Consider the following 16,924-nt stretch of genomic DNA (forward strand, 5'->3'; position numbering starts at 1 on the left):
ATCTCCTTCATTGCGAATCCTGCGCCGCGGCGATGGCGGCGATCGGTGGCGTCGCGGCGGGCGCCATGGCGGTCCGGTCGATGCCGATCGCGAGCAGCTCGGGCCTGGCCGGATCGAGCCGCGACCAGGCCGGAAGCCCCTTGCCATTGGGGTCGCCGCCGCGCGCGAAGTTGGTCCAATAGGTCATGATCCGCTCCGCCGCGGCGCGATCGGCCGGCGTCGCGTCCGCGGGCAGGTTGCCGAACTGGAACGCCACGTCGCTGGCATGCCCCGCGCCCTTCCCCGCCTCGCGCTTCGCTTCCGCTACATATCCGAAGCGGTAGAGCCACGCCGCCGCCCCGCTTCGTGCGTGGCGGCTCGCAAGCGCCAGCGCCGGCTCGCCGAAGATCACGTCCCCGGCAAGGTAACGCGCGGCCCGCTCGGGGGCGCCATAGGCAATGTTCACCACATTCGCCTTCGCCCCGAGCTGCGCGAGCAGCGGCCCGTTGACCATCGGCAGGAACGGCGCGGGCACGAAACCGAGCTCGTCGTCGTTACTCCCGGCGATGAGCGGGATGCGCGCCTGCCCGCCCGCCGCGAAGATCGCGTCGGCATGACCGGTGACGATCAGGCCGTCGGTGATCGGGCCGGCGTAGATCCCCTCCTCCTTGTTGAGGATGGCGATGCCACCGCGCACCATCTCGGCCGGGAGCGCGCGCAGCGCCGCCAGATCGGCCGCCCCTGTCTTGGCCGCGAAGGCAATCCCTTTGGCCTGCGCTTCGGCGAGCGCCGGCCAGCGGTCGCGGCCGCCGCCCGATGCGGCAATCCCCTTGGCAAACAGGCCGCGCGCGGCGGGCGAGGCCATCAGGCGCGCGACCGACTGTCCGCCCGCGCTCTCACCGAACAGCGTGACATTGGCCGGGTCGCCGCCGAATGCCGCGATGTTGCGCTTGACCCACATCAGCGCGGCGATCTGGTCCATCAGGCCCCAGTTGCCGCCTTCGCCGAGCGCCGGATGCGCGAAGAAGCCGAAGCGGCCGAGCCGGTAGTTGAACGTGACGACGACCACGCCGCGCCGGGCGAGCCGCGCGCCGTCGGTTACGTCAAGCGCGCCCGATCCGGCGACGAAGCCGCCGCCGTGGATCCACACCATCACCGGAAGCTTGGCGCCCGGCACCGGTTTCGGCGTCCAGACATTGAGGAACAAGCAATCCTCGGCCATCGGCGCGCCGCGGCTGACGTCGCCCGGCACCGGGTTCTGCACGCAGTCGGCGCCGAAGCGCGTGGCGTCGCGCGGCTCGCTCCACGGCGTCACCGGCGCGGGAGGCGCCCAGCGCCGCTCGCCGACGGGGGGCGCGGCATAGGGAATGCCCTTGAACGAAGCGATCCCGTCCGCGGTCGCGCCGGCCAATGCACCGCCGTCGATGCGCACCTGCTGCGCGGCGGCAGGCATCGCGACCAGCAGGGCAAGGACGAGCCATCGGATCATGCACCGCCTCCCGCACGGAACTCGAACCTGCCGGGGCCGGTGCGGTAGACCGCATAGCCGCCCTCGCGCCGCAGCAGTTCGACGCCGCGCGGCGCGGCGATCGCGCCGAAGCGCTCGGGCACCCAGACTTCGCCGCCGGTGTTGGCGGGGACCTCGGCGGTCAGCGTCAGGCGGTCCTGCTCGACCCGCCAGCGTGAGGCGGCGCGGCCATGGATCGTCTCCGTCACCGCCTCGGCAGCGGCGAGGCGGGCGGGGATCGCGGGCTTGACCCGCACTGTCTTGTAGCCCGGCGCGCCGGGTCTCAAGCCCGCAAGCCGCTGGCGCATCCAGTCGGCGATCGAAGCGAAATAATGGTGATCACGCGAGCGGCTTTCGAGGCTCCAGCTCTCGAACATCGTCGAATGGCCGTTGGCGATCCACCAGCCCCAGCTCGGCTCTTGGGTGCGCGTCGCGACGCGATAGGCGAGGTCGGCATGGCCATAGTCGCTCAATATCTCGAGCAGGTGGCGAGTCCCGTAGACGCCGGTGCGCAGGCCCTGCCTGTCGACGTCGCGCGCGATTGCGTCGGCGACACCCTGCTCGCGGCCCGCGGGCACCATGCCGAAGGCCAGCGGCAGCACGTTCTGCACCTGGGTTGGCGAGCCCGCGGCGCCCTTGGCGTCGACGCTGCGATACCAGCCATTGGCGTCGTCCCAGTAGCGCGCATTGTACGCCGCGCGGATCGCCTCGGCGAGCTGGCGGTAGCGGCTCGCATCCGCCGCCTCGCCGATCACCGCCGAGGAGCGCGCGAGCAGGTCGGCCTCGAGGAAGAAATAGGCGGTCGTCACCGCATCGACCCCGCCGCCACGCGCATTCAGAAAGTCCAGCGGCCCCGGCGGCATCCATTCGCTCAAGCCGGCCGCGCGACGGAACTCGGGCGCCTTGATGAAGGTCGCGGTATAGTCGACCAGCCGCCGCTGCATATCATGGCTGCGCGCGAGGATGCGCGTGTCGCCATAGGTCGTGTAGAGTTCCCACGGCAGGATCAGCGCCGCGGCATCCCAGGGCGTGGTCGGGCCCCAGATGATGCTCCAGCCGGGCGTGTTCTCATAGCCATAATAGGGCGTCGCTGGGACGATCTCCGGCAGTTCGCCGTTCGCCGCCTGCGCGTCGCGGAAGTCGGCGAGCCACTTGGTCCAGACCCGCGCGACATCGAGGCTGCGCGCCGCCGCGCCCGCCGAGGCCTGGGCGTCGCCGGTCCAGCCATTCTTCTCATAGGTCGGCGTGTCGGTGACGAAGCCGTGGAGATTGTTGAGGATGGTGCCGGTCGCCGCCGCGTCGATCCTGCCGAGCAGCGGGTCGGCGCTGGCGAAGCTGCCGGTGCGTGCGACATTGGAGTGGACGATGCGCGCCTTGAGCACCGCGCCGGGCGCGCCGCGCAGCTCGACATAACGGAAGCCGCGATAGCCGAAGCTCGGCTCCCAGCGCTCGACGCCCTTGCCCGCCAGCGTGTAGCGGTCGGTCTGCAACTGCGCGTGGATCAGGCCCGAAGCGGGGACGGCACCGCCATCGGCGCCGAGCTTCTCGCTCGCCACCATCGACACCGTCGCGCCGCGCGAGCCGCGGACCTCCAGCACCGGCCAGCCGGCGACGATGCGGCCGAAATCATGGATCCACACGCCGGGCGCGGCTTCCTTCACCGACGCCGCTGCGATGGTCTCGACCGGCTCAATCGGCTCGGCATTGGCGGCAGCGAGCTTTCCCGCTGGGCCAGCGACGATCGCCGCCGCCTGCCATTTCGCGCGGAAGCCCGGGCGGTCCCAGCCGGCCGGCAACAGGCGTGCGTCGTAGCGCTCGCCGCGATGCACCGAATCGCTGCGTGTCGGCCCGGCTGCCGTCCGCCAGCTGCCGTCGGTCGCGATCGTCTGGCGGGTACCGTCGGCATAGTCGATCTCGAGCTGCGCCTTGAGGGCCGGCTCGGCCCGCCAGGGCGCGGCGTGGAAATACCATTCGTCGGGATCGGTCGGCGCATACCAGCCGCGTCCCAGCTCGGCGCCGAGCACATTCGCGCCCGGCCTCAACCGTGCGGTGACGTCGTGCACATAGCTCAGCACGCGCTTGTCATAGGCGGTGAAGCCCGCACCGAGCGGCGAGCCAACCTGCGTGCCGTTGAGCAGGACGCGCGGCATCCCCGCACCCGCATGATAGAGCCGCGCGCGCGCGATCGGCTTGCGCGCGACGTCGAAGGCGCGGCGGAGCAGCGGCGCGGGCGCCTCGATCGGCAGCACCACTGCGATCCGCGGCACGCCCGCCGCAACGACCAGCCCGTCCGCCTCGACCGACCCGCCGGTGAAGACATTGCCGTTGCGCGCGAAGCTGGTGCGGAACGCCGCGCTGCCCGTCCCGGTGACCGCGACCGAATGGATCGTCGCGGCCCGCGCCTCCACCGCCGCGAAGCCGATCGTCCCGTGCGCGTGGGTCGCATCTTCCAGCGTGTCGACCACCCGGCCATCGAGGCTGGTGACGATACGGGCGCCTTCGGCGCGGATCGTCAGCCGGTGGCGCCCGCGCTTGAGCAACGCGGCGAGCGGCACCCGCTTCAGCACATCGGTCTTGACCGCCGCGCTGCTGCCCCCGGAATAGCGGCGCACGCTCGCCGTCAGCGCCGCGCCGTCCGGACCGTCGCTCAGCGTCCAGACATAGGCGTCGCCATAGGTCTTGCCGTGAGGCAGCGCGCGGAACAGCACGTCCACCGCCTTGCCGGTCAGCGTCAGCTCGACGTCGAGCGTGAGATCGCGCCAGTCATGCGCGGGCGGTTCGCGCCCGCCGATCCATTGCGCCTGCCAGTCGGCGGGGGCGAGCAGCCCCATCTCCCACCAGCCGGGCGCACTCCAGCCGCTCGGCCGATTCGCCGCGTCCCAGGCCTGGACCCGCCACCAATAGCGCCGGCGCGACGCCAGTGGCGGGCCGGCATAGGCGATCTGCACATTGGCGTCCGACGCGACCTTGCCGCTGTCCCAGACGAGGTCGCCCGCGGCGAGCGCCTCGGGCGAACCCGCGACCTGGATGCGATAGGCGGTCTGCCGCGCGACCGGCGAGCGCCAGGCGAGCCGCGGTGCCGGCTCGTCGAGTCCGAGCGGCTTTTCCGCATATTCGACGCGCAACGCTTCCGGCGCCCCGGCCGGATCAGCCGCCCACGCCGGCGCCAGCACGAGCAGCAGCAACGCGCCGACAAGAGCCCGGAAGCGGCCGATGCGGAGGCCGCTTCCGGACAGAGGGAGCATTGGGAGACGCGGCACGCAAGCTCGTCCTAGAACTTCGTCCGCACGCCGAACGAGACGAGCCGGCCGAGCGTGAAGCCGTTGGTGTAGCCGACCGAGCTGTCGAGATAGGGCGGGTCCTGGTCGAACACATTGTCGATATTGACCGTCAGCATCGTGTCCTTGAGCATCCCGCCAAGGTCGTAGGCGAAGAACAGGTCGACCGTGTCGAAGGCACTCACCTCGTTCTGCGTCGCGCTGATGATCGGGTAGCCGCTGCGATGGTTGAGCGTCGCGCGCGCGGTGAAATCCCCGACCTTCGCGCCGAGCGCGGCGACGAAGGCGAGCCGCCCGGTGCCGTTCTTGAGATTGTCGTCGAACGCGCTGCCCGCGACCGCCTGGGTCTTGCGATTGAGCGTGTAGGTGCCGGCGATGCTGGCGTTGATCGACCCGAAGCCGGTCTCGCGCAGATAGGCGAGGTTGAAGTCGATCCCGTCGACATGGATCGCGCCGAGATTAGTGCGCCGCGCGTCCATCAGCACATAGGGCGAGGTGCCGAGATACAGGCTCTCCAGGCTGGGCGCGCCGTTGAGCGGCGTGTTCCCGACCAGCGCGCGCACCTGCGCCAGCGTGGGGTTGATCGTGTAGAAGCTGCTGAACCCGGGATCGGTGAAGAACACCGGCAGGAGCACCGGCGGAACCGAGATCGCGTCGGTGAACTTGACGTTGTAATAGGTCGCGCTCGCCACCAGCCCAGGCACCGCTTTGGGCGTCCAGTCGAAGCCGAGCGACCAGGTCTTCGCCTCCTCGGGCTTGAGCGCCGGATTGCCGCCGGCGAGGACCAGTGTCGGCCGCAGGAAATCGGTCGGCGGACTGCCCGGCGCGCGCAGCGGGCTGACCAGCAGGATCTGCACCCGCGCATCCGCCAGGCTGGTCGTGTCGGCCAGGCTCGGCGCATGGAACGAGGTGCCGTAGTTGCCGCGGATCAGCAGGTCGTCGAACGGCTTGTAGTTGAAGCCGATCTTGGGATTCGTCGTCCCGCCGACATCGTCATAGCTGTCGTGCCGGATCGAGCCCGAGATCTGAAAGGCACGCAGCCCCGGCATCGAATTGCCCGGCCCGACGAGCGGGATCAGTGCCTCGGCGAACACCGACTTGGCGTGGCGGCTGCTCACCGATCCGATCGCGTTGGTGAAGACGTTGCGCCGGTCGAGCGAGACCAGCGAGTCGAGCTTCTCGAAAAAATACTCGGCACCGATCGCCAGCCGGATGTCGCCCCCGCCGATCGTTGCGAGCCGCCCGTCGAGGATCGCGCGGGTCTGAAACAGCTCCTGGTCGGCGTGACCGTAATTCTCGAAGTCGCGGATCGCGGCGAGCACCGCCGGGTTGGTCGCGCCCGGATCATAGGGATTGAGCGCAGTCGCGGTCGTGGTGCCGGCAAGCGCGAGCGTGGCGGCGGTCGCGTTGATCGTCGGCTCGCGCACCTGCGAGAAGCTGTGGCCGTAATTGGCCTCGGTGCGCAGCTCCCACCGGTCGCCGAGGCCGATCGACAGGCTCGGCGAGACGCCCCAGCTGTCGAACCGGGCGTGGCTCTCCATGCTCTCGCCGAACACGCTGGCGAAGGACATGGCGACCTGCTGGATCGGCTGGAACGCGATCGGCTTGAAATAGGGGTTGGTGAACAGGATCTGCCCGGTGAAGCCGGGCGTGGCGTTGAGCCGCGTCGTGTCGCGCCGCGCCCAATAGGCGGTCGCCTGGAAGTCGACGCTGTCGCTGAGCTGCTGGGTCAACCCGGCGAAGACGGCGTGCCGCTCCTCGCGCGGATAGACATCGGCATAGTCGGTGGCGTCGCAGCGGTTCTGGGTGTTGGGCAGCAGCCCTGGCGCGGCATGGCTGACACCGTTGTTCAGCGTGATGAAATTGCCCAGCGCGCAGGTCGTCGAGCGCAAATCCTGCCCGCCGCGCCCGCTATGATCGGCGCGGACATAGTCGCGGTCGATGCCCAGGATGTTGTCATGCCAGGCATAGGCGTAGGAGGCGTAGATCGATCCGTTGCCCCAGTCCTTTCCCACCGTCAGGTTTCCATCGACGGTCTGGTAGTCGTCGGCAAAACCGTAGCGCGCGTTCGCGCCGATCCCGTCGAAGCGCTTGCGCGTGATGAAGTTGATCACGCCGCCGATCGCGTCCGAGCCATAGATCGCCGAGCCACCGTCAGGCACCACCTCGACGCGCTCGATCATGTCGGGCGGGATGATCGAGGGGTCGACCGAGGTCTGCAGCACGCCCGCGCCGACGATCCGCCGGCCGTTCATCAACACCAGCGTGGTGGTGCCGCCCGAGGCGCCGAGATTGCGGATATTGGGCCGCACGACCGGGATAGAGATGTCGCCGCTCCCGCTCGGCACCGTACCGAAATTGCCGACCTGGGGCATCCCGGCGAGCAAGTCGTTCGCCGAAGTGGCACCGCTTGCCAGCACCTCTTCACGCGTGATGTTCTCGACATTGGTGCCGGTCGGGGCGACACCGCGGAGCAAGGTGCCGGTGACGACGACTTCGCCGTCCTCCGTGGCGCCAGAGCTATCCTCGCTCTCGACCGGCGCGGCGGCGGAGGTCTGTTGCGGCCGCGCGGACGGCGCCGCTTGCGCCTCGATCACGAAGGCGCCGCTCGACGTCGGCCGGGCGCGCAGGCCGTGGCCGGCGATCAGGCGGTCGATCGCCTCGGCAACCGAATAGCTGCCCCGCAGCGCAGCCGCCTGCCTGCCGCGCACCAGCGCGGGGTTGAAGACGATCTCGGTCCGGGTCTGTCGGCCGAGCCGGGTGAGCGCGGACGACAGACTCTGCGCCTCGAGGCGGATCTCGGACCGCGGCGCGGCCTGCGCGGCGGCCGGCAGCGCGGACAGTGCGAGCGGCGCGATGCTGACGAGCGCCAACAGGCGAAGCGCGGATTTGTGACGGCGATTGCGGCGCATGGTTCCCCTCCCTTGCAAAGCCGGCTTCAGCCGGTCTTCAAAGGATCAGGACGTGCGCGTTTCAGTTTTCCACATCAGCCGGCGAAGATTTTTTCGTCGCGGCGGTATCCGCGGTCCGCGCGAGCGTCACGCTGCCGTCGGCGAGCCGCTCGACCCGCACCGGCAGCAGCTCGCGCACCAGCCCCGCGAACCGCTCGGCGTCGCCGGTGCGAAACACCCCGCTGACCCGCATTCGCCCCGTCTCCTCGTCGAGCACGCGGATCGGCACGGCGGTGTAGCGGCTCATCTCGGCGACCGCCGCGGCGAGCGGCGTATCCTCGAGCGAGACATAGCCCTCGCGCCACATCAGCTCGCTGCCGACATCGACCGGCGCGACGCGCTGCGGCACGCCGAGTTCGGCGACCAGCGCCTGTCCGGGCTTGAGCACGGTCGGCGCGGGATCGGGCAGCTCGGATCCGGCCGCGGCGCGATCGACCACCACGCGCCCCTCGACCAGCACCACCTTCATCCGCCCGGGATCGAGGCGGACCTCGAACACCGTGCCGAGCGCGGTCACCCGGCGCCCCGCCGCCTCGACCGAGAAGGGCCGGGCGGCGTCCTTCGCCACCTCGAACAGTGCCTGGCCGCGCATCAGGCGGACATGGCGGGCGCCCGGCGTGTAGGCGAGCGCGATCGCGGTGTCGGTGTTGAGCGTCACGCGCGTGCCGTCGGGCAGGACGATGGTGCGGCGCTCGCCCCTGGCGGTCGCCAATCGCGCCACCGCCGGAACGGCATCGCTTCTCGCCGCCACCTCCGCCGCGGGTGCACCCGGGCCGCCGGTCAGCCCGAGCTGGCCCGGCAGCAGCAGCGCCGCCGCCGCAAGGCTCGCCGCAACACCCGCGCCCACCGCCGCCGGAATCCACCGCCTGCGCGGCGCGGGGGTGGCCAGCGCCGCCTGGCGCAGCGCGGTCAGATGCGGATCGGCCTCGGCCTGATCGAACACGTCCCACACGCCGTTGGCCTTGCGGAACGCGCGGGCATGCGCCTCGCTGGCGTCGAGCCAGGCGGCGAACGCGGCCTGGTCCGCAGCCGAGAGCTCGTCCCGGTCGCGCCGCAACACCCAATAGACCGCCGCCTCCTCGGCGGTCATGCCCAGCGTCGGGTTGGTTCGCGCCAGCGAGATCATGGCTCGCCCATCCGCTGCACGAGATGCGCCATGGCGCGCGTCATATGCTTCTCGACCGCGCTGACCGAGATGCCCAGCCGCGCGGCGATGTCCAGATAGCGCATCCCTTCGAGGCGTCGCATCACGAAAACCACTCGCGTCCGTTCGGGCAGCTCGAGGAGCACGGCGGTCGCCCGCCCCAATGCTTCCTTGCCCAATAGGACGCGCTCGGGCGAAAAATCCACATCCCCGTGGCGCTGCCCGTCGAACGCCTCGTGATCCGCCTCGAACCGGCTGCGCTTGCGCCGCAGCCGATCGGTCAGCACGCTGCTAGCGGTCTCGAAGACATAGCCGCCGATCTTGTCGACATCGTCGAGGCTGCCGCGTCTGGCAAGCCGCAGGAATACTTCCTGGATGAGGTCCTCGATCTCGCCCCGGTCGCGGACGCGGCGCGAGAAATAGCGGTCGAGCGACGCACGGAAGCGCGCATCGAGCGCATCGAGCGATACTTCGCCCGGGCCGCGGCTGGATCGTGGAATGGCCTTGGTCATCAAGTCTCGCCCTCGCGCGCGAGGCTGCGACGTTTCACCCGGCTTGGCAATGCTCAGGATCCCGAGGCCCGGCCGGCAGTGCGGGAAGCTTGAGCGCGAGCACCGCCGCCACGAGCAGCACCGCCGCCACGAAGCCGAGCCCCGCGGCATGGCCGCCCGTGCCCTTGAGCAGCCCGATCGCGGTCGGCCCGAAATAGCCCCCGAGATTGCCGACCGCATTGACCAGTGCGAGACGACGGCAAACGAGGTCATGGCGGAGCGGGAGGAATCTCAAATTCCGCCGTAGTGCATTGATCTAATTACAATATCTGACGGGGTGCAATCGCCTGCCCCACATTTTTCCCCACACTTGGCGTGAGATTTTATGGAGCGGCCCGACACAGCGAGCATCCGCTTCGCGCCCTCATATCAGTCGTTCAGCCAGATGCGGTGAGACGCCAAAATCCGCCGTTCGTTCATCCTGATCAGCGCGGCGGAGAGAATGACTGCCCCAATCCTAGTGGCGAACGCAGCTGAGGTAATGGTCACCCGACAGCGACCACGCCGTCGAAACTTTATTGCACTGAGCGGAATAATGAAATGCCGACACGGGTCGTTCTCGCCCGTCCGGTATCGAAGCACAACGGCGCTGCGGATCGGGAATGGACCCGACGATATAGCAGGATTTCGCCATGAAGCTTCATCATCATCCTCTTTCGGGCCACTCGCATCGCGCCGTGCTGCTCGCTTCGCTGCTGGACGTTCCCCATGAACTGGTCGAAGTCGACCTCAAGGCCGGCGCACATAAGCGTCCCGAGTTTCTCGCGCTCAATCCGTTTGGTCAGGTACCGGTGCTGGAAGACGACGGCGTGGTTGTCGCGGACTCCAACGCGATCCTCGTTTACCTCGCCAAGAAGGCGGGTCGCACTGATTGGTTGCCCGAAGATCCGCGCGGTGCCGCAGCGGTGCAGCGCTGGCTGTCCGTCGCTGCCGGTGAGGTCGCCTATGGCCCCGCGGCGGCCCGGCTCATCACCGTGTTCGGGGCCAAGTTCAACGCCGACGAGGTGATCGGCCGCGCTCACACGCTGCTCGGCCGCCTCGAAGCCCGTCTCGAGGATGCCGACTGGCTGGTCGGCTCGCAGCCGACGATCGCCGATGTTGCGATCTACAGCTATGTCGCCCGCGCGCCAGAGGGCAATGTCGACCTCTCGAGCTACCCGAACGTGAACGCATTTCTGCGCCGGGTCGAGGCCCTCCCGGGCTTCGTACCCTTCGTGCAGACCCCGGTCGGCCTGGCGGCATAGATCATGCTGCCCACAGCGGGCGCGTCACCCGGATGCGCCCGCCATACCCCAACCGAGGCACGAGAACGATGACGACGAACCTGACAAAGCTCCCGGTCTGGCATGATGGCGAGCGTTTCGTTCAGGAAAAGCTCGGCGTCGCAGAGCGCATGGCGTCGGTCGGCCAGCGCGTGATCCGCGACTACATGCCCGATCAGCATCGCGCGTTCTATGCGCAGCTCCCGTTTATCGTGCTGGGCAGCGTCGATGAGGCGGGGGGCCCATGGGCGACATTCCTCGAGGGACGTCCCGGTTTCATCACCTCCCCCGACTCCACCACGCTTGAGATCGACGCCAGCGCGGATCCGACCGACCCCGCCGCCTCAGGGGTGCAGCGGGGCAAGCCGATCGGACTGCTCGGCATCGAGATGCACACGCGGCGGCGAAACCGCATGAACGGCTTCGTCGGCAAGGCCGAACACGGCTTTAGGGTCGACGTCGACCAGAGTTTCGGCAACTGCCCGCGCTACATCCAGCTTCGCGATTTCAGCTACGCGCGCGATCCCGCCGCACCCTATGCCGGCGACGTCGACGCCCTGGCTGCGCTCGACACCTCCGCCCGGACAATGATCGCGGGCGCGGACAGCTTTTTCGTCGCCTCCTATGCCGATCGCGATGATCGCCGGCAGGTCGACGTCTCCCACCGCGGCGGGAAAGCCGGATTCGTCCGCGTTAGCGAAGACGGCAGTCTCACCATTCCCGATTTCGATGGCAACCTGTTCTTCAACACGCTCGGCAACATCCTGCTCAATGGCAGGGCCGGGTTGCTGTTCGTCGATTACGCAACGGGCGACGTGCTCCAGATGACCGGCACGGCCGAAGTGATCTTCGACGGTCCCGAGATTGCCGCCTTCCAGGGCGCGGAGCGGCTTTGGACGTTCAAGCCGCAGACGATCGTGCGCCGGCGCGGCGCGCTCGCTTTGCGCTGGAACATGCAGCAGGAACCCTGGTCGCCGAGCTCGCTGCTGACCGGCGATTGGGATGAAGCCGCCAACCGTCTCCGCGCTGCCGAGCTGTCGACCCGGTGGCGCCCGCTCAAGGTGACCAAGATCGTCGACGAGAGCAGTTCGATCCGCTCCTTTCATTTCCAGCCCGATGACGGTGCCGGTCTACTGCCCCACCAGGCGGGACAGCATCTCCCGATCCGCCTGACCCTTCCCGGCGAGGATAAACCGGTCATCCGCAATTACACGCTTTCGGCCGCCCCGTCCGACAGGGTCTATCGCATCAGCGTCAAGCGCGAGGGCGCGGTCTCCCAGCATCTTCACGATACCATCCGGGTCGGCGACGTGATCGAGGCGCGCGCGCCCGCCGGCGACTTCACCATCGATGCGCGCGAGACACGTCCCGCCGTCCTGCTGGCGGGCGGGGTGGGCATCACGCCATTGCTCGCGATGCTCCGCCACGTCGTCTACGAGGGTGTGCGCAAACAGAGGGTTCGCCCAACCTACCTGTTCTATGCTGCCCGGACGAAGGCGGAGCGGCCATTCGGTCCGGAGCTGGCAGAGCTGGTCGAAAACTCCTTCAGCGCCGTGAAGGTCATCCGGGTACTGAGCGACCCAACGGATGCCGAGGAGGGCGCTGATTACGAGGCCGTTGGCCGGATCGACACGGCCTTGCTCACCCGCCTCCTGCCGTTCAACGATTATGATTTCTATCTCTGCGGCCCGCCGGCCTTCACCCAAGCCCTCTACGACGGCCTGCGCGACCTGAATATCGCGGACAAGCGCATCCACGCCGAGGCCTTCGGCCCATCGTCGCTCATCCGCGCGCCCGAGATCGGGGCTCCGGCTCAAGCGCCGGTGCGGCCTGCCTCGACGAAGCCCGTGCCGGTCGCGTTCATGGCATCCGCCAAGGAGGCGCGCTGGACGCCGGCGTCAGGAACGCTTCTGGACCTTGCCGAGGCGCGTGGCCTGTCGCCGGAGTTCAGTTGCCGCGAAGGCACCTGCGGAACTTGCAAGACCAAGTTGCTGCGCGGGGCCGTCACGCACATCTGGCGGCCGGGTGTCAGCTTGGCAAATGACGAGGTGCTGATCTGCAGCGCCGTGCCGGCTGAGCCGCAGTCGGCCGACGAGGATCGGATTCAACTGGAGCTGTGAGCGGCCGCCGACGGCACATTGCGTCCATCAAGTGGAACAATCCCTTCCGACATTTCGACATTCAACGCCACCCGGTGCCGCGCCATCTTCCCTCTCATTGAAGGCATCCCGCCTTCCCGGAGTTGAATAGCATGTCTGTGATCCCGACCCCCGCCACGATCGATGACGCTCCCGAGGCGTCGCGTCCGATCCTCGAAGCCGTCCAGAAGCAGCTCGGCGCCGTGCCGAACATCTTCCGGCTCGTCTCCACCAGCCCGGTCGCACTCAATGCTCTCGCCGGTCTCCAAGGCGCGCTCGGTAAGGGCAAGCTGTCGGTTGCCACGCGTGAGCGTCTGGCGCTGACGATGGCCGAAGCGAATGGCTGCGATTATTGCCTGTCGGCCCACAGCTATACCGGCGCTCGCTTCGCCAAGCTCGATGACGCCGAGATCGCAGCCGCGCGTGCCGGTACGTCGAGCGATCCCAAGGCTGCCGCCGCCGTGGCCTTCGCACGGGCGCTGACCGCGGCGCGCGGCTCGGTCGCGCCTTCCGAGGTCGAGAAGGTTCGCGCCGCAGGGTACAGCGACGCCGAGATCCTCGAGATCATCGCGCACGTCGCGCTCAACACCTTCACCAACTACGTCAACGAGGCGCTTGGCACCGAGATCGACTTCCCCCGCGTCGATCGCCTGGCGGCATGACGTAGCGGCGGGCGGCCACCGCCCCTCCCGGCCGCCCGCCCATTCTTTTTCCCGACCCACGCCCGACAGGAGATTCGCATGAGCCGTCCGCCCCTTCCTCCGTTCACCCGCGAGAGCGCCATCGAGAAGGTGCGCCTTGCCGAAGATGGCTGGAACAGCCGCGATCCCGCGAAGGTCGCGCTCGCCTACACCGTCGACACGCGCTGGCGTAACCGCGCGGAGTTCGCGACCAATCGCGCCGAGGCAGAGGCCTTTCTGACCCGCAAGTGGAACAAGGAACTCGATTATCGCCTCATCAAGGAGTTGTGGGCCTATACCGGCAATCGCATCGCCGTCCGCTATGCCTATGAATATCGCGATGACAGCGGCCAGTGGTTCCGCGCCTATGGCAACGAGAATTGGGAATTCGCCGATGACGGGCTGATGGCTCACCGCCATGCCAGCATCAACGAGCATCCGATCCGGGAAGAGGATCGCAAGTTCCGGTGGCCGCTTGGGCGCCGTCCCGACGATCATCCCGGTCTCAGCGATTTCGGCTTCTAGCTGACCTAGGTGTGCCACGCGGCGCACCCACGCGAGGAATGTTAATCATGCAAATCTCCAAACTCGATGCCCGCACGCGTCTATCGATCGAGGTGGCGCTTATGGCGGATCAGGGCGCTCCCGTCCTGATCCGCCAGCAGGATGATGCGGCGGCACGGCTCGGCATGTGCGGTGCGGAGATCGACGCTGCACGCGGAGGTCGGAGCTTCGACGTGCGCGGCACACGAGCGCTTGAACTCGCGCTCGCTGCCAAGCGTGGCGATTATGGCGACGCGCGATTGCGCGCGATCCAGGCAGGCATCGATGAAGAGACTTGCCGCGAAATTGAGCGCATCGCGGGCGCGCATGCTTCCGATGCGGGTGTGAACGGTCGTGGCTAGTCAAGCGATCGCGCTCCCGTCCCAACCGGCCCCGGCCCGCCTTTCGCGATCTATTGGCGCTACTCTTGCGCATCTTCTCGGCAGGCTGCGGTTGAACAGCAGGGCATCCGATTATTACGGTGACATCTTGCGGGAAGGATCGGCCGGTGATGCGGCGACCCTGATGCGGATCATCTGAGGAACGGTGCGGGAAGAGGTTACGGATGGATCGATGGCAAGCGATGCGGATCTTCGCGAAGGTCGCCGAAACGGGAAGCTTCGCGGAAACAGCGCGTCTTATGCACATGAGCGCGCCGGCAGTGACCCGCGCCGTTGCATCGCTTGAGGACCTGATCGGTGCGCGTCTGTTCGTCCGCACGACCCGGTCCGTAAAGATGACCGAGGCCGGTGCCCGCTACTTCGAGGACTGCCGGCGCATTCTCGCGGATATCGCCGAGGCCGAGGCCGCTGCCGCTGGCTCCTATGCAACCCCAGCAGGTACGCTCGCCGTTACGGCGTCGGCGATGTTCGGCCAGATGTATGTGCTTCCGGTCATGACCGAGTATCTCGATACCTACCCCAAGATGAGCGGCAGGACGTTTTTCGTCGATCGTCCCGTCAACATCGTCGAGGAAGGGATCGATGTCGCGATCCGCATCGGGCACCTGCCGGACTCCGGCTTCACTGCGATCAAGGTTGGCTCGGTTCGTCGGGTGATCTGCGGGTCGCCCGCATATTTCGAGAGGCATGGTGTCCCCTCCACGCCCGCGGACCTGAAAGGGCATCGAATTGCGGCCTCGACAAGCGCCTGGGCGTCGCCCGAATGGCGCTTCGCCGGCGACCAGCGCGTGACGATAGATGCCGCGCTTCAGTGTAATACCAACGAGGCGGCGATCGCTACGGCCAAGGCGGGCTGGGGACTGACAAGGGTAGTCCACTATCAGATCGGGCCAGCGCTCGTTGCCGGCGACCTCCAGATCGTGTTGAGCGATTTCGAGGAGGCGCCGCTTCCGATCCATGTCCTGCACCCGGAAGGTCGTCACGCGCCGGCGAAGGTTCGGGCGTTCGTCGATCTGGCCGTGTCTCGTCTGCGTGAAAACCGCCTGCTGAATTGATCGGTTAGGCACCATCGCCAATCCGGTCGCATGCACGCACGCACGGACGAGGTCCGAGGTCTCGGTCGCGTTGTGCGCTCCGCACGCCGATATCCGGACCGATGCGGTGTTGCACATCGCTCCCTTCAGGTGCGGCAACCGTGCGACAGTCATCACCTATTCCTATCATATTCAGCAACAATGAATTCCAATCGAAGCCGATTATCACTTCTGAGCGAAAGACTATTCCTGAGTGCAGAGGCCCACTTCGCCTCACAACCAGGAGACGTCAGATGAACCGTTTTGCTCTATCGCTGCTGCTGGCGGCCGCCGGCACCATTGCTCCCGTTCAGGTCATCGCGGCTCCGACAACGGTTGCGACCGTTGCTGCGAACGCTCCGGTCGTCGTCCACTATCGAACTGCAACGATCGACGGAGTGAAGATCTTTTATCGTGAAGCCGGTCCGGCGGACGGCCCCGTTGTGCTGCTGCTCCATGGCTTCCCGACCTCGTCGCACATGTTCCGCAACCTCATCCCGCTGCTCGCCGACCGCTATCGCGTGATCGCGCCCGATTACCCCGGTTTCGGCCAGAGCGACGCGCCCGACCATACCCAGTTCGCCTACACGTTCGCGCACTATGCCGATCTGGTGGACGGGTTGATGGGGCAGGTCGGTGCCCGCCGGTACGCGATGTACGTCATGGATTACGGTGCTCCCGTCGGCTACCGCCTCGCCCTCAAGCACCCCGAACGGGTCAGTGGCCTGATCATCCAGAACGGCAACGCCTATGATGAGGGACTTCGTGAATTCTGGAACCCTATCAAGGCCTATTGGGCAAGCGGTGCCCAAAAAGAGCGGGACGCGCTGAACGGCCTGGTCACTCTGGACACGACCAAGTTTCAGTACACCGACGGCGTCAAGGACCTGTCGCGCATCAGCCCGGACAACTGGGTCCAGGACCAGGCTCTGCTGGATCGCCCCGGCAACCGCGAAATCCAGCTCGACCTGTTCTATGACTATCGCACGAACGTCCCGCTCTACCCGAGCTTTCAAGCATACTTCCGCAAATACAAGCCCGCGACGCTGATCGTCTGGGGCAAGAACGACAAGATCTTCCCGGAGGAGGGCGCGCATCCTTACCAGCGCGATCTGCCGGATGCGGAGACTTACATCCTCGATACCGGTCACTTCGCCTTGGAGGACAAGCTCGATGAAATGGCCCCGCTCATCCGCGACTTCCTCGACCGGAAGGTAGCGAAGCGCTGACCGTTGTGCGATCCGCGCAAGGCGGGTGTACGTTGGGCCTCAACTCCCCACGGCCGCCCGCCTCACCCTTTCCCCAATCGGAAACGGGTGCCCCTGCAGGAGCAGCTTATATCCGGCGCGCGCCGTCCGCCCAACTCCTTCCCAACCGCTCGACGTACTGACCGGGCACAGGCCGAGACAGCTGTTGC

The 16,924-nt window shown here is 67.5% G+C and carries 13 protein-coding genes; 7 read left to right on the top strand and 6 right to left on the bottom strand.

Features of this window, described 5'->3' with window-relative positions:
* Window positions 1-7: 7 nt before the first annotated feature.
* From ACO227_RS04470 to ACO227_RS04495, 6 genes are all read right to left on the bottom strand, one after another.
* On the bottom strand, window positions 8-1,468 hold the full coding sequence (locus tag ACO227_RS04470) for a carboxylesterase/lipase family protein (protein WP_423605629.1): 1,461 nt from the start codon (window positions 1,466-1,468) through the stop codon (window positions 8-10).
* Window positions 1,465-4,731 carry a family 78 glycoside hydrolase catalytic domain gene (locus ACO227_RS04475; protein WP_423605631.1) on the bottom strand — a complete coding sequence of 1,089 codons (3,267 nt, stop codon included), beginning with the start codon at window positions 4,729-4,731 and terminating at the stop codon, window positions 1,465-1,467. Before ACO227_RS04475 ends, ACO227_RS04470 begins: the two co-directional genes overlap by 4 nt.
* A gap of 26 nt (window positions 4,732-4,757) precedes the next feature.
* Window positions 4,758-7,676: a TonB-dependent receptor gene (locus tag ACO227_RS04480; RefSeq protein ID WP_423605633.1), complete on the bottom strand. Its 2,919-nt coding sequence runs from the start codon at window positions 7,674-7,676 to the stop codon at window positions 4,758-4,760.
* A gap of 61 nt (window positions 7,677-7,737) precedes the next feature.
* The gene (locus ACO227_RS04485; protein WP_423605634.1) at window positions 7,738-8,841 is read right to left on the bottom strand and encodes a FecR family protein; all 1,104 of its coding nucleotides are present in this window, start codon (window positions 8,839-8,841) and stop codon (window positions 7,738-7,740) included.
* Entirely contained in the window at window positions 8,838-9,371 is a 534-nt protein-coding gene (locus tag ACO227_RS04490) for an RNA polymerase sigma factor (protein ID WP_423605636.1), read from the bottom strand. Before ACO227_RS04490 ends, ACO227_RS04485 begins: the two co-directional genes overlap by 4 nt.
* Before the next feature lie 34 nt (window positions 9,372-9,405).
* Complete coding sequence (locus ACO227_RS04495) at window positions 9,406-9,645, bottom strand: hypothetical protein (RefSeq protein WP_423605638.1); 240 nt, start codon at window positions 9,643-9,645, stop codon at window positions 9,406-9,408.
* A 397-nt stretch (window positions 9,646-10,042) separates the two neighbouring features.
* Between ACO227_RS04495 and ACO227_RS04500 the strand changes: the two genes are divergently transcribed.
* The 7 genes from ACO227_RS04500 (at window position 10,043) to ACO227_RS04530 (ending at window position 16,736) form a co-directional block, all read left to right on the top strand.
* On the top strand, window positions 10,043-10,654 hold the full coding sequence (locus ACO227_RS04500; protein ID WP_423605639.1) for a glutathione S-transferase family protein: 612 nt from the start codon (window positions 10,043-10,045) through the stop codon (window positions 10,652-10,654).
* Between the two features lie 68 nt (window positions 10,655-10,722).
* A complete protein-coding gene (locus ACO227_RS04505) occupies window positions 10,723-12,792 on the top strand; it encodes a pyridoxamine 5'-phosphate oxidase family protein (protein ID WP_423605640.1) in 2,070 nt (689 codons plus the stop codon).
* A gap of 131 nt (window positions 12,793-12,923) precedes the next feature.
* Window positions 12,924-13,472, top strand: coding sequence for a carboxymuconolactone decarboxylase family protein (locus ACO227_RS04510; RefSeq protein ID WP_423605642.1), 549 nt, complete (start codon window positions 12,924-12,926; stop codon window positions 13,470-13,472).
* 78 nt (window positions 13,473-13,550) lie between these two features.
* The gene (locus tag ACO227_RS04515; protein WP_423605644.1) at window positions 13,551-14,015 is read left to right on the top strand and encodes a DUF1348 family protein; all 465 of its coding nucleotides are present in this window, start codon (window positions 13,551-13,553) and stop codon (window positions 14,013-14,015) included.
* Between the two features lie 47 nt (window positions 14,016-14,062).
* Window positions 14,063-14,395 (top strand): hypothetical protein, encoded by a 333-nt coding sequence (locus tag ACO227_RS04520; RefSeq protein ID WP_423605646.1) that lies wholly within the window; start codon window positions 14,063-14,065, stop codon window positions 14,393-14,395.
* A 203-nt stretch (window positions 14,396-14,598) separates the two neighbouring features.
* Window positions 14,599-15,489, top strand: a complete 891-nt coding sequence (locus ACO227_RS04525) for a LysR family transcriptional regulator (protein ID WP_423605648.1) — start codon at window positions 14,599-14,601, stop codon at window positions 15,487-15,489.
* 272 nt (window positions 15,490-15,761) lie between these two features.
* The gene (locus ACO227_RS04530) at window positions 15,762-16,736 is read left to right on the top strand and encodes an alpha/beta fold hydrolase (RefSeq protein WP_423605649.1); all 975 of its coding nucleotides are present in this window, start codon (window positions 15,762-15,764) and stop codon (window positions 16,734-16,736) included.
* Window positions 16,737-16,924 lie beyond the last annotated feature (188 nt).

The organism is Sphingomonas sp. MS122 (assembly GCF_049532975.1).
Classification (GTDB): domain Bacteria; phylum Pseudomonadota; class Alphaproteobacteria; order Sphingomonadales; family Sphingomonadaceae; genus Sphingomonas.